This window comes from Elstera litoralis (genome assembly GCF_000963705.1).
Lineage (GTDB): Bacteria > Pseudomonadota > Alphaproteobacteria > Elsterales > Elsteraceae > Elstera > Elstera litoralis.
This window is the reverse complement of record NZ_LAJY01000275.1, coordinates 1-13,736: the sequence shown is the minus strand read 5'-3', so window position 1 is coordinate 13,736 and position 13,736 is coordinate 1. Positions and strand designations below refer to the sequence as shown.

The 13,736-nt window shown below is 62.8% G+C and carries 14 protein-coding genes; all 14 read right to left on the bottom strand.

Features of this window, described 5'->3' with window-relative positions; translation table 11 throughout:
• Positions 1-253: 253 nt before the first annotated feature.
• Positions 254-481: a hypothetical protein gene (locus VZ95_RS11250; protein ID WP_045775924.1), complete on the bottom strand. Its 228-nt coding sequence runs from the start codon at positions 479-481 to the stop codon at positions 254-256.
• Between the two features lie 138 nt (positions 482-619).
• On the bottom strand, positions 620-793 hold the full coding sequence (locus tag VZ95_RS25515) for a hypothetical protein (protein WP_198148244.1): 174 nt from the start codon (positions 791-793) through the stop codon (positions 620-622).
• A gap of 27 nt (positions 794-820) precedes the next feature.
• The gene (locus VZ95_RS11245) at positions 821-1,156 is read right to left on the bottom strand and encodes a hypothetical protein (protein WP_198148243.1); all 336 of its coding nucleotides are present in this window, start codon (positions 1,154-1,156) and stop codon (positions 821-823) included.
• A 189-nt stretch (positions 1,157-1,345) separates the two neighbouring features.
• Positions 1,346-1,699, bottom strand: a complete 354-nt coding sequence (locus tag VZ95_RS11240) for a phage holin family protein (protein WP_045775922.1) — start codon at positions 1,697-1,699, stop codon at positions 1,346-1,348.
• A gap of 8 nt (positions 1,700-1,707) precedes the next feature.
• Positions 1,708-2,931, bottom strand: coding sequence for a hypothetical protein (locus VZ95_RS11235; protein ID WP_045775921.1), 1,224 nt, complete (start codon positions 2,929-2,931; stop codon positions 1,708-1,710).
• Positions 2,932-2,980: 49 nt separating this feature from the next.
• Entirely contained in the window at positions 2,981-3,133 is a 153-nt protein-coding gene (locus VZ95_RS24090) for a hypothetical protein (RefSeq protein ID WP_156995248.1), read from the bottom strand.
• Positions 3,130-3,966: a hypothetical protein gene (locus VZ95_RS11230; RefSeq protein ID WP_045775920.1), complete on the bottom strand. Its 837-nt coding sequence runs from the start codon at positions 3,964-3,966 to the stop codon at positions 3,130-3,132. The genes VZ95_RS24090 and VZ95_RS11230 overlap by 4 nt, the downstream gene beginning before the upstream one ends.
• A complete protein-coding gene (locus VZ95_RS11225) occupies positions 3,939-5,015 on the bottom strand; it encodes a hypothetical protein (RefSeq protein ID WP_045775919.1) in 1,077 nt (358 codons plus the stop codon). The genes VZ95_RS11230 and VZ95_RS11225 overlap by 28 nt, the downstream gene beginning before the upstream one ends.
• Before the next feature lie 2 nt (positions 5,016-5,017).
• Positions 5,018-5,332 (bottom strand): hypothetical protein, encoded by a 315-nt coding sequence (locus tag VZ95_RS11220; protein WP_045775918.1) that lies wholly within the window; start codon positions 5,330-5,332, stop codon positions 5,018-5,020.
• A 10-nt stretch (positions 5,333-5,342) separates the two neighbouring features.
• On the bottom strand, positions 5,343-5,468 hold the full coding sequence (locus tag VZ95_RS28220; RefSeq protein WP_269747103.1) for a hypothetical protein: 126 nt from the start codon (positions 5,466-5,468) through the stop codon (positions 5,343-5,345).
• Complete coding sequence (locus tag VZ95_RS24085) at positions 5,441-6,127, bottom strand: hypothetical protein (RefSeq protein WP_156995247.1); 687 nt, start codon at positions 6,125-6,127, stop codon at positions 5,441-5,443. Before VZ95_RS24085 ends, VZ95_RS28220 begins: the two co-directional genes overlap by 28 nt.
• Positions 6,127-7,041 (bottom strand): hypothetical protein, encoded by a 915-nt coding sequence (locus VZ95_RS11205; RefSeq protein ID WP_045775915.1) that lies wholly within the window; start codon positions 7,039-7,041, stop codon positions 6,127-6,129. The genes VZ95_RS24085 and VZ95_RS11205 overlap by 1 nt, the downstream gene beginning before the upstream one ends.
• Positions 7,038-8,612 (bottom strand): hypothetical protein, encoded by a 1,575-nt coding sequence (locus tag VZ95_RS11200; protein ID WP_045775914.1) that lies wholly within the window; start codon positions 8,610-8,612, stop codon positions 7,038-7,040. Before VZ95_RS11200 ends, VZ95_RS11205 begins: the two co-directional genes overlap by 4 nt.
• 1 nt (position 8,613) lies before the next feature.
• Positions 8,614-13,722 carry a tape measure protein gene (locus VZ95_RS11195; RefSeq protein ID WP_232302621.1) on the bottom strand — a complete coding sequence of 1,703 codons (5,109 nt, stop codon included), beginning with the start codon at positions 13,720-13,722 and terminating at the stop codon, positions 8,614-8,616.
• Positions 13,723-13,736: the final 14 nt, after the last annotated feature.

Here is a 13,736-nt window from a genome sequence, read left to right as displayed (position 1 = left end):
GACATGATATCAAAACTGTCGTCTATTGAGAAACCGGATCAGATCAGTAGCAGCGACGCATAGTTTCCTTTGACCGCTGATCTGAGTTTAAGAAAGTAAGGGGCGCATCCATCAAGCGCCCCAAAGGAACAAACCGCCGGATTATTCCTTTAGCGCTTACGCTACGAGAAGAACGCCATTGTCGCTTCGGTCGCCGCCACCCGAGGCAACCAGCACGCCGCCGTAAGGCTTACGAGCGGATGAATATAGGGCATCACAGAGTCTCCTTCCTGCAGGCGGCGACGCCTGCGCGTAGTTTGCTATAATCCACCAGCCGCCAAGGCCACACTGCCCCCGGCGGGGCCGCGTCGAGTTCGTTGGCCAACTGGCGCTCCTCCGCGTCTTGATAGCGTGGCAAGGGCAGCAGATCGCAGCTACCCGCCGGAGCGACGCAGGTGCTCAGCAAGCTCAGCAGGGGTACGAGGCGCAGAATCTTGGGCATCTCTGATCCTTTTTGCCGTATCGAGGGAGAGTTGAAGGGCGTCCCGCTCAGCCGCGAGCCGCCCGGATCGGCGCGCCAGCGCGACCACCAGCCCCAGAAGGGCGATGGCCGCGCCAAGGCCGATGATCGGCCCCCAGCTCATGCCGGGGGCGTATCCTTGGTGAGAATCGCGATAGCTGCCGCAACAGCAACGCCCGCTGTAGCAATCGCCTCCTTAGCCTCCGGCGATACCGCCACGCCAACGGCCGACAGCAGGCCAACAACACCAAGCCAAGTGCTGCGTTCGGCCAATCGATCGAACAACCAGTTCATTTGATTTCCTTTCAGGATTTCAGAAGGTTAGGACAAGGCCCGATTGGCCGCGTCCCAATACAAAGCGACCGGGTAATAATCCCCCAGCCCGTTTTCATGGCGCACGATGACGCGCATGAGCTTGACCCAGGTTTCCGCGTCGCAGCGCAAGGTTGCGTCCGCATCGACCCCGAGAAACTGCGAGACAGCCGAGACATAGGCCCCGGTGTCGTTTTCAGTCGGCGGCGCGTACCGGGCGATCATGCGCCGCACCGTTACGTCGCCATATTTGCGGTAATAGGTCCGCAGCACGCGCCCCAAGGCCCGCAGGCCCCAGACCGGCGCATCGAACACCAGAAATTCGGCGTCACCGGATTGGTCCAAACTTTGGCCCTGCCAAGGCGGAGGCTTGCCGATCCTGCGAATGTTGCCGGGGTTGTTATTCCGCAGGCCACGCGGTAAGCGCTTTGGGGCCGTTGGCGCGCGGGGCGGTCGAGGTTGTGTCGTCATCGATTCCTCATAAAAAAAGCCGCCCGAAGGCAGCGCTTGCAGATTTGAAAAGAAGCCCGCAGGTTAGTCCGCCGGGCGGGGTGCGCCATCGTCGGGGGCGATGCGGTCTAAAATCCGGTCTAAGATTTCATCGAAAACGCGCGGGCCGAGATAGCCCAGCACAATCGCGAGTGAAAATACCGTGTCGGGCGAAAGTTTGGCCCATTGGCCGAGCCCAACGCCCACCATGCCCATGCCGTAGGCCGTTGGAAGCTCCCACACCAACCCCCAGGAAATAGCCCGCCGCCGCCCGGAACGCACAGCGCGGGCGTGTTTGATCAGCGCCCCAAGCACCCCGCCCGCCGCCGCCGAACCAACGCCGGTTGTCAGGGTGGAAGCCACCTCTTGCAGCCAGCCCCCTAAATTAAAATCTGCCATGTCGCCCCCTAGACCGTCTGATTATCGATAAGATTGAGGGCGGTTAGCGCGGCCAGCAGCGCTGGCACCGTCGCCTCAGTCACCACGGGCCGAAAAACTCCCGCACCCCCAAAAAATGTGAGCTTATTTGCCCCGGTACCGACGGCAACAGTCCCCGCGCCCTTGGCGAAAAGTTCGGCATTATGATCGGCATCCGGCCCCGCTGCCGTGAATTTCGCAGGCGCGCCGGTAGCCGCCTCGACCGCAAAAGCGCCCGTCCCCTTCGGCTTAACGACCGCATCGATATTCTCATCCGCCCCGCGCGCTTCGATTTTTGGGGATGCACCCGCAACAGCGCCCACAGCTTGCAGACCATTGACCTCAAGCGCGACGTGCTGAACCGCCCAAGCGGGGATCGCCGTGGCACTGTAGGAATCGGCTGCATACCAGCCAAAGTAGGAACTGGCGGGCTGGATCATCCGAACATTGGTTTGCTCACCGGACGGCCCACGAAGAGTGACCCTTAGCGCCGCCAGGTCGAAGCTATCGGGGGACAACCAGCGCCAGAGCCGTTTTTGCGGACCCCAAGCGATTGAGTGCATACCCCCCGTCGCCGGATTTGCACCATTGACCGGCGTATGCTCAGCCCCCAGGTGAAATTCGGAGCCGACAACCGGCCCGCCACCAATGGATGTGCGTGCAGGGAGGCTGATGAACGTATAATCAACCCCGTTCCAGCGACTGTAAAAGTTAATCGCCCCGTAGGTTTTCCAAAGCGCGCCCCAGCCGTACTGTGCATCCGCCGACTGGTGGCGCATCAGCGGCACCGTATCCGAAGGCCCCGCCCCGCCCGTGCTGGAAACCGTGCTGCTTATAGCTTCCGGCAGCGCCTGCCAATCAACCGGGAAGTTCGCGGGTTTGCCACTCACATTATCCCAGGCAATTCCCAGCGCCGCCAAAAACTGCGTGCGGGTGCAGCGCACCTCCTGCCCCGACGATACGTCGAGAATCCTTATCCAATCGCCATCTTCCACCAGCTCGGTTGCGGGCGGATAGGATAAGATCGGTTGCGTGGTGGGCTCCCCCGCAGCCCCGCCCCCGGCATAGGGCGGAATCCGCGGGGGTTCGGGCGGCGCGCCGGGGGTGGTCTCGCCAAGCGTTGCCACCCAAAACCCGGTGCCGAGGGCGTCCGCAACCGTGTCGGGCGCAAAATCCAACCCTTCTTGGGTGTAGCGATTATAGAGGATCGTCATGCTGTTGGACCCTCCGGCGCGGGCGGAGCTGGCGGGGTAATGCGCCCTGTCAGGGGATCGCGCACCCAGCAACCTGCGGCAGGCCGTGCGCCCAATCCTCGACCGCGTGATAGGTGAGGCCCGGCACAAAATCGCCCGGTAGCGGGCCGACGAGGCAGTTCTCGACAACATTTGAGCCCGGTTGAAACCCTGCGTAGATCATGCCCATTCCTCCCATTCTACCAATGCACCGCCGTCTTGGCCGACCGATAGGTGAAACCGCTGATAGGTCTGTGGATCGTAGTTTCGGGCAGAGTTGCTGAGCCGCCCACCCCGCCCCACCACAAAGGCCAGCAGCGCGCCGGGGGGCGCTTCTAACCGCTTCTCCTCCCCGGCATAGCCGCCGAGCATCACCAACGGGTTGCTGCTGATACCGGGGGAGGTTCCCACGGGCGCAAAGAACGCGCGGCTGCCGCCTCCACCGACGCGGGTGCCCCCCAGGTCAACCCCCGGCGCGCCAGCAACCGCCGCAGCGCCGCTGAGACTATTGGCGCTGTCTAGGGTTAAAATCTCAGGGCCGCTGGTAACGCTTTCGGGTTGCGCCGACAGTGACCCTGCCGCCGCCGCCCCAAGCCCAAGCGCCTGGGTTGCCGTCGCTGCAAGCCGCTGGTAACGGCCCGAGCCTGGATGCGGGCTCAAGCTGTTGGGCGCGATTGATGAACCGATCACAATCAGCATATCTCCATGCGCGCCGCCGCCCACCAGCCGCAGCGCCGCGCCCTCCTTTTGCGGCAATCGCAGCAACGCCAAGGGAAAGCGGTACGCAAACAGCATCATGTCTTGAGAACTATCGGGGTAGATATAGCGCAACAGCCCGTAAATCGCGCCATCGCGATAATAGGTCAGCGCGCTAACCCCCCGTGCGGCGTAAGAAAACACGTAAGTATCGACTATAGTAGGATCGACCTGGGCCAGTAGATGTTCGGTGCTCGGGGGAACAATGGTGCCCTTATAGGTCAAATCATTGTCTAGAACCGCATATGCGCCGAGGCGCAAGTGCAGAATATAGCAGCGTAACGCCGCGTCATAATCCACCCGCGAGGCTGTACAACCGAAGCAGAGCCGATTACCCAGGTGCCGCCGTGATCGAGCGAATAATACCAGCGGGATTGGTGGAAGCAGAACAGCACGCCATTAACAAGGATCATGTGCCCCCAGGGCGCGGCGCTGCCAGCGCTATCCAGCGCAATCAGCGTGTAGCTCACGCCATCATCGACCGAGCGCAGAATGCGCGGCACCCCTGCCAGCAGGCAGGACACCACGATTGCCGCAGGCCGCGTTCCTGCCGCCGGGATCGAGACGGCATCGATGACGCGCAGCGGGTTCCCGGCGGAAATTGCGGCTTCCGGCAGCGCCGCATAGGTAATGGCATCGGTCGATTGGCAAATCTGGTTGCGGTTTTCAAGGTCGCGCCCGAAGGCCAGAACCTTGGTGCCACTGGGGCTCACCACGACCGCCCCCACCCCGTTCGGGGTTGCGCCAATCGGCAAGGCGCGCGCGCCGTCATAGCTCGCCGTGCCGTCCGAAGCGATGCTGAAGGTAATCAACGCATCGGCCACGCCTTGCGCCAGTGCCACCTTGTTCCAGGGGCCAAGGGCATAGGGCGCACTCACGGTTAAGCTGCTTCCATTTGCCGCCGTGGCGTAATAGTCCGCACCGCCCAAGCGCACGAGGTTGACGCCCGCACCGCCGCCGATATTGCCCACCGAGGGCACCCACGCAAACCCACGCACCAGCGCGTGCCGCGCCATCGGCCCGCGCAACCCGTAGAGATATTGACCGTAGGAACTGGCAGATGCGCTCGGCACTTGGCCGAACACCCCGGAAATCACCGTTGGGCGGAAACGGTTATGCGACCCTGCCCAAGTAACGCCGGTGTTGCAGGTGCCGAGATAGAGCTTTTCGTTAAGCTCCAGCGGCGGCAGGGTTTCTTGACCCGTACCATCGGTGCTGAGCGTTGAATTATAGGGCAGAACGGTTTGACCCGTGGGCAAAGTAAAACTGAAATACTTCGATTTTTTGACCCGGATACGATCACTCAGCATTGCTATAATCCATTCACACGAAAGTTAACCTCGGCGCGGGATGACACAACATCCACGAACATTCCCGCTTGCAGCACTTCGGCATTTTCGCGCCAGGTGCGGCCCGGCGGCAGGGCGTAATCCCGCACGATCCAATCGTCTTCACCCGCCGCGCCGTAATAGGCGCGCACGGCGATATAGGCCGTTTCCGGGCCGTCATTATACGCGCTGATTCGCGCGGAAATGACCGATGCGCCGGTTGGCACGGTCAGCAGATTGACAGGGGTGTTTACCTCCCCCAACGCAATGCGCCGGGAGGCTGGAACGGTGGCGCTCATCTGGTCCTCGCTAGATTTGAGACATAGCCATCCAGCGCACCCACGTCGCCATAACCGGCGCGCGGAAGTCGATGGAAACGCTGTTGGTGGCGGGGTTTTCGGTGACGGTCACGCCCTCGCCGGTAAAATCCAGCACCGCGCGCGGCGCTGCCGTGGGAATGCCGTTGCCCTTGACCAGAATCGTGCTGCCGCTGCCCTCGAGCCCGTCGCGCCCCCGCCGTCCCGATGGGCCGATGTGCCAGTCGGCATAAGTGCCAAGGCCGATAATGTCGTCGTCAGCAATGACGATTTGCATGGCCCCGGTAGCGGATTATAGGCCGTCACCAGCCCGCCCATGCGCCGGTTGCCGGGGTCGCCTGAGCTCGCAAGCGCCACGCTCATGCCCGGCACAAAATCCAGCCCGGTTTGGGTTGTGAGGCTCTTGACGCCCGCCGAAAGCGTAAGCGCCGTGGTGCTGGTGCCCGTCGCCCCGCTCACCATCGCCGCCGCTGCTGCGGCCGCAACCGCCGCGCTTTGGGCGGTTTGGGCTGCGGTTGCCGAGGTTGCGGCCTGGGTGGCACTGGTGGCGGCCGCATTGGCGGAGGCTTGCGCCGCCGTGGCCGTGGCTTCGATTCCGGCAACCTGTTCAGGCACGGCATTCGCAACCGTGACGAAATCCGCCAGCGCCGCCGGAAAATTAAGGCGATGCCCGTAATTTGCCATCCCGAAAGGATTGCCGGGATCGGCATAATTACGGTCGTTATACAGCACGAGCCGCGCCAAAGACGCCGCCAAGGCCGCCGGATCAATGGGCATTACAGTACCTCTTGCAGATTAAGGGCTAAGGCCCGGCGGGCGTGGAAAACGATCTTTTGCAAACCAAGGGTGGCATTGCGCGCAAAGAAGGCCGACCGATGGGCTTCCAGCACATCCAGCGGTTTCATTTCCCACCAAAACGGCGCGACCGTATCGGCCTGCCGTTGGAATTCGAAGAATTTGGACGCGGCCCAGGATTCGGGGGCAAGGTCAATCGGGCCTTGAAAACTGCGCCCCTTGGCCCGCCGTTCGGTCGAGATCGCGCCGCTTTCCGCCTCGATGCGCAGGGAGCGCGACTGATAGCCGAAATCCGCGCCATAACCGAAATTGACCGGCAAGCGCATGGTTTCGGCCACCTCGATCAACCCATGCTGCACATAGCCCGCCGGGTTGCCTTCGTCCCAAATGTCGATTTCGATGCGGCGGACCATCACCGGCGGATCGACCAAAACCCGCGCATTCCAGACAAGGCCCGCAAGTTCCGACGCCCGAAACCCGCCGGTCCAAAAATTTTCGTCTTCCCATTCTAAGGTTCCGGCGGGGTAGGCCACGCCCCACACATTGCCGCGCGGCTTTTCCCACACCAGCAGCGCCCCGGCTTCATCGCCGAAAAACCGCACCCGCCATTGCGATGAAATGGACCAATTGTGCGCAATCGCGACCAACAGACCAACGCGGGTCAGTTCGGGCAGAATCCCGACGAGCCGGGTAGACGCCGGAGCCAGATCGACCGAGCGCGCCACCTCCCCTAACGATACATCGCCCGTATCCCCGAGGACTGCCACCGTGCGGCTATTGGTAACTGGATACTCGGTGCGCCAAGCGCCGCCGCTCCAAAGAATACCATCGGTCGCGCGCGGCCACCCGAGCAGGGCGTTATGGGGCCGGGCGTTGGGATAATAGAGCCCCGTCATCCCCACACCATAAGGTCAAGGTGCCCGCTCGCCCGGTCCCCCGCCACGTCCAACACGCGGTAGCGTTTACCGGTCAACCCGAAGCGCCGATGGTAGAGGCGAATGACGCTCATCAAATCCACCGCTGCCACCCGGTCCGGGCTGGTAACGCAGGAAACCCGCCAGGCCCGCCGCCGCCCTTTAACCAGGCCAAAGCGCCGCGTGCCCTCGGCTTCCGCCGCTGTTTTTTCGACCAGCAGCGAGCGGAACTCAAGGCTGCGGCCCGTGGGGTAGAGGGTTTTAACGCCTTCGTCTTTTTCGGTCGCGGTGCGCCATTCTTGCGAGAGAAACGCCAAACGCTCCGGCTGATCTTCATAGACCGTTGCCGCCATCGAATTACGATCGAGCGGCGACCAGCAGCGGCCCCAACTGAGTTTCATTTCATAGGCAGGCAGCGGCCAAGGGGCCGGTTGCAGGTCGACAATATCCGCCTCCCCCAGCGCCAGCGCCCCGCCATCGCGTAACGTCAACACCGGCTCCCCCGCCGGTTCGGCAAACTGCGCAATGCGCCACTGCCCCGCCGCCGTCACCCAATAAACCGCGCCCAGCGATTCGGCGATGGCATCCAGGGCGTCCCGCCGGGTCATGCCGTCGAGACCGGCCCAAAAACCGATCCCGCCCGGCGCGGCCGCATCCAGCGCCGCCACGTCCGCCGCGTTCACATCAGCAGCCGCAATGCCGCACCGGCCCGTCAACAGGCGCTGCCACACCTGCCCCACCGTGCGCGCCGCCGCATTCGCGCCTTCCGCCAAATCAGCCGAGACAGCCCCCGTGGCGGGAAAGCCGATGCGAAAGAACGTGCCTTCCGCCCCCCCATACCAGTCAAATTTTCCGGCCTCGGGATCGGTCGAAAGCAGCAGCGCCAAGGAGCCGCGGTTAAGGCCAACGCCCAAGGCATTGCCCTTGTCGTAAACCGCCGTGACCGATACCGCCCGGTCCGCCACCTGATAGACATGCTTGGGGATATTCACCGCAATCGCGGGCGCATCCTTAACCAGCCCATAGGCCACCGGCTTGCGCTTGCCTTTCAGGTCCGCCTCGGTGCCTTCAACGCCTTCGGGCGCAATGTTCGACCCGGCAAAATCGCTTTCCGTTAGGGGATCGTCCAAAAACGCCAGCGGGTCACGCAAGGTAAAACTAAGGTTCGTGCGCGACGGCTCGACCGTGGCGACCTGCCCCGTCAGCACTGGCACGAAGCTGCTGTACGGCGCTGCCGCATCGGCCCCCAGCAGCAGCCGCGCCCCGGCGCGCCCCTCGATTGCCACCCCCTCGGCAATCAGCCAATCAAACCGGCCCGTGTTCATCACGGGCAGGGATGCCACGGCAAGTTTTGCGGCCCCAAAGCTTTCACCGCCGCTCATGGCCGTGCGCGTATACATCGGCACCAGGGCCGAATCGCCGTCGCGCTGGATCACGCCCCGGTAAAAACCGGGGGCGCTGGGGTGGTTATAATCCGCGCTGGCAAGGCGCAAGATTTCATCTGCCGCAGCGCCAGGGCGGCGCACGGGGATTTCCGCTAACAAAAGGGTCATTTTACCGTCCCGCTACGAGTTTTTGCTTGTTCGTCGCCAAGGCGACCGCCCCCATCGCCGACCGCACCCCTTGCAGCGCCTCAAGGCTTTGGTCGCCCGACGCCGCGATAACATCGACCAGCCCGTCGAATTTTTGCGCCAGCCGATCAACTGCCGCGACGACTGCCGCATCACCGCCCGCCCCCGCCGCCGGTGCCGGACGGTAAACCGGCCTCGGCGGCACCGTTGGCAGGCGGCCCGTGCTATTGATCGATTGCAGGAAGGGCAGCGTGTTTTGATTGACCGAGGGGGCGGTGATAACAAACTCCCCGCCCGCCAGCGCAATATCCCCGCCACCCGCATAGCGCGCGCGGACCGAATCGACGCCCCACACGCCATTACCCACCGCCCCCCCCTTGGCATAGCCGGGGATAATGCCGCCCGTTGCCATGCCATTGGCTTTTTCGGCAATCAGGATATTCGCTGGATCAAACTTACCCGCCGCCGCCTGCCTAAGTGCCTCGTCCATTGTCAGATTATTAGCCTGCAAGAACTCCGAAAAGACACGATCGCTGTTAGCCATAGTGGACTTCCACTCATCGTAACCCGAGTAGATTTTTCCACTAGCCCCGACGAAATTAAAACCACCCCCATCGGCCCGGCTTGCGCCGCCGTTATTCATAAAATCTTGACCTGTTCGGAAGTAAATATCCTGACTAAAGCCAACATTTTGAGCTAGGCGCGCCCAAGCATCCTTTTTCTCTTGGCTCCATTCAGAATATGTCGTGTTGTCCTGACCCACCACGTCAAGCCCGCCGCCGAGCAAGCCCACGGGCCGCCCATCGGAGCCAACGGCGGGCCGGTTGCTGTTGGCCGCTGCTGCTGCCGCAGATTTGCCCGCCGTCACCGCCGCCGCCAGCGCATTGAACCCCGTCGCCAGATCACTTTGAGCAGCGGTCCAACGGGCCAAGGACTCCATCATGCCAGACGTCAGCGTGTTGATACTCGCCAACTGCCGTTCGCCCGTGCGGGCCACTTCCTCGCGCTGCTGCTGGAGCAGCTCGATTTGGGTATCGAACTGTTTCGACTGCGCTTCCAGCGTCGCAAGCTGGGCTTCTGCCACCTGCAAGGGCGTTTTGATCTTGCCTAAGGCCCCGTCAAGCTGGCCTTGGACTTTGGTATAGTCGGCAACATAGCCGGGGGTACTGGCGTTATACTCCTTGCTGATTGCCAGGAACTGCCGCGCCAGCGGCTCCCATTCGCGCAACGCCTCGATATCGCCCGCCATGCCGCGCGTATAGAGCGCATCCATCCGGCTCATGGCCTCGCCGCGCCGCTGCCCCGTCGAGAGAATCGACAGGCCCGCGTCCAACTTCAAATCCTGTTGGAATTTTTCCAGCGAATCCCGCAGCCCATCCAAGGCCGCCGTTTGGGTTTTGATTGCCGAGATTTGCGCATCGACCGACGCTTTTTGATCCTGAACGCCGCGAATTTGCCGGTCCAAGGCTTCCAGCAGGTCGCGCTGATAGCCCTGGAACTCCAACTGTGCCCGCTCGCCCGCCAGCACCCGCTGAAGATCGGCCTGGGTTCCCGCCGGGGCGGCTGCCAGTTGGGCAGCGGCCCGTTGGTCGAAATCGAATAAAGACCTTTCCCGATCCTGCTGGCGAACCCCCAGCGCCCGGCTTTGCAGATCGGCCACCATTTGCGCCATGGCATCGCTCGCGCGCTGCTGCGCTTCGGTGAGGCCGTTGATGCGGTTGGCGTATTGCTCGACAATGGCCTGTTGCTTGAGCCCAAAAAGCTGTTCGATCAGCGCAATACCCTGCTGATTCCCAATGGCTTTCGCCTCGGCAATCGCTTGGGCCTTCCATTTTTCCAGGTCCGCCAGCGCCGCCGCGCGCGGGTCGGTAAGCCCCTGGATTTCGCGGCTGAGCCCCGCGTTCTGATCGCCCACCAGTTTCACGCGCGCGGCTTCTGTCGCCGCCGCCAATTTCGCCGCCGTCTGTTCCGCCGTCAGGCCGAAATCCAACAACACGTCTTTCAGCGCGGCAATATTGGCTTTGGCTTGCTCAAAGGCCAGGGCATAGCCCGATAGCGGTTCAACGGCTTTGGTCAGGCCCAAGGCCCCATCCATCATGGACCGCAGCGCCGCGTTCACCTCTTCGGCCGTCGCTTGCCCCAGGCCCACGGCTTTATCGCGGAACTGCGTGCCCCAGGCTTGCAGCCCCGCCGCCGCATCCTTGGCGTTCTTCGCAATCTCTGCCGCTTGGCTCTTCATCGGGTCGAGACCCGATTTGAGCAAGGTCATGCTGTCGGCAAAACCCTTGGCGAAATCGAGATCGGCCTTAATGCCTTCAAGGCTGGTCGCGGTCGATTTCTTCAAGGCGGTTGCGACATTATCGGCAACGCCCGTCAGGGGCAGGTTTTTAAGAGCGGAGACCGTGACGGCAGAAATCGCTTCGGCGACCGTCTGGTATTCGGTCGATTCGGATAGGCCCTCACCCACCGCCCGAAAGCGCTGCTTGCCGCCCGAGGCATCGTAGGAGATGCCATAGACCTGACCACCCGTCCCGGCCCCAACACTCCCGCCGGTCATGCTTTTCACGGTCGCATTGATGGCATCGATCGCGGCTTGCCCCATGGGGGTTGCGCCGCTCGTGTCCATATGCTTGCCGGTGACTTTACCGAGACTGAGGCCTTCGGCCCCATTCATAATCTCGATACCCATGCCGGGGTGTTTTACTTTATTGCCCATGCCGCCCAACAGCGAGGCGACGAGGCTAACCCCCATGCCGATCGGGCCGAAAGCGGGGCTAATCATCCCCAAAGCCGATAGCGCCCCCATGCCCGAGCCGACCAGCCCCAGGCCCGAGCCGATGGTGGGTTTTTGCGCGAAATTGAACGCGCTCATTGCGAGCCCGGCGACATTGCCGATGGTGCCGATATTGAGCGAGGAACTACCAAACGCACCGCCGCCCGATCCGAGCACGCCCGAGGTTCCCGGCACATAGGAGGCAGGATTTAGCGCATTACCCGAGCCAGCCGAGCCAAACAACCAACTATTGAGCCCGCCGGTAATCCCGCCGCCCGCACTGGTACCGTTGCCGATCCCGCCGGTGATCTTGTCGAAAATCCCGGAGATACCGCCAGAGGAAGAACCGCCCGCAGCGCCGCTAGAACCCCCCGCCCCAACCGCACCGCGCACCGCCCCGATAACATCGGTTGCCGTGCCGCGCAGCCCTTCGGTGATCGCCGTCGAGAGGGCAGCACGCAGGGCTTGCTTACCCAAACTCGCCAGCGTGTCGAACATGCTTTTGCCCGCACGCCCGCCGCTCTCAAACGCATCCATGATGCCATCGGCCAACTGATCGGAAAACCGTTCGGCGATGCGGGTGTTTTCCTGGGCAAACTTCTGCTGTTCGGCCGCCTGTTTGCGCCCGGCTTCCAGGGTTCGATCGGCCGTCACCGCGCGGTCGGCGGCCGCATTCGCTCGTTTCGTCGCCTCTTCCACGTCGCCAAGCTGCTTGGTTTCGGCTTCCAGAACCTCCTTGAAAACCCGCGCGCGCAAGGCCGCTTCGGTCTTGGTGCGGTTATAGGCGGCAAGGGAGGTTGCCCCGCCTGCCGTTGCCAGCGCTTCGGCTTCCAGCGTGGTGACAGTCTCATAGGCAGCGGCCAAGCGTTCGGCATCGATCTTTGCCGCCCGTTCGGCGATTTCCGCCCGGCGCGCCGTTGCTTCCGCCAGCGCGGTTTCGGTTTGGCCGATTGCCGCCAGCAGATCGCCATAGTCCTTATGGCCCTTGCTGGTTTGGGCGTACTGCCCCATCAGCCCTTCAAGCGACGTGCGTAATTTTTCAACCTCCTGATCGTAATCAACCAGCAGTTTCCGCCCTTCGGACAGCGGCTTTTCGTCAAACCGCTCGAAGAAGCCCGCCATCGACTTTTGCGCCGACTCGGCAGCATTCGCCGCGTCGCTAATCGCCGCCGCAATCTCGCGCTGGGCATCCTTGCCCGTCTTGGCCGCGCCCGTCGATTTATCGACCGCCTCTTGGTACTTCTTCTCCGCCGCCGCGCGCAACTCTGCGGCTTGGGCCGATGTAAGCCCGCCCTTGCCTTCGGATGCGGCGATCCGCGCCATTTCCTTATCGAGTTCGGCCTTGGCTTTAACCGCCGGAATCAGGTCTTGCCGCAGCGCGGCGGCCTCATCCTGAATCTGCTTCCGGCGGCTGGCCCCAGCTTGCGCCCGCGCATCGCCCTGTTCAATCCCGCGCTCTTCGCGCCCAAGGGCCTCCTCTTCTTTTTTAAGGGCACGCAGCGCATCGAGGCGCTTTTGCGCGTCGGCAAGCTGCTGCTGGATCGGATCAACCGGCGCGCGGCCCCGCCCTGGGGTATTGGCAACGGAGGCATCGGCCATACGCCGCTGCACATCATCCGTTTCCTTGGCGCGGTCCTGAAGCGCCTTTAACTGCTTTTCGGCTTGGGCAATCTGATCGGAAACACCCGGCGTTGCGATTTTTTCGACAAAACCGCCCGCGCCATCCACCAGACTTGCCGCATAACCGATCGCCTTCGCCAACCGCTCGGACAGCCCAACCGCCTTATCGAGCTTGGCCGCAAACCCGTCCCACGCCGTCGCAAGCTGCCCGCCCGCGCGCTCCATGGTCAGCGGCATTTGCGCAAACTGTTCGTTGGCCTGCTTGCTGGCGCGCAACAGGGCCGGAAACACCTTATCGGCCGTCAGTTTGCCCTCTTCGCCCATCTTGCGAAGCTCGCCAATGCCCACGCCCAACTCGCGCGCCAGGGCTTGCCCCAGCAGCGGCATGTTTTCCAAAATCGAGCGGAGTTCATCGCCCTGGAGCTTGCCGGAGGCAAGGGCTTGCCCCAACTGGCGCGCGCCCGCACTAGCTTCCTGGGTCGAAACGCCCGAGACCACACCAAACTTGGTAATGGTATCGACAAGCTGGAGCACTTCGGCGCGCGTACCGCCGATTTCTTTGGCCGCGATGGAAAAGCGGGTGAAACTATCGGCGGAATCCTTAATCCCCGCGCCGGTTTGCAGCGCGGATTTATAGAGCCCGTCATAGGCTTCTTGCGCGCCGCGCGCCGACCCGCTGAGGGCGGTAAACCGGCCCATAAGCTGGGTTTGGG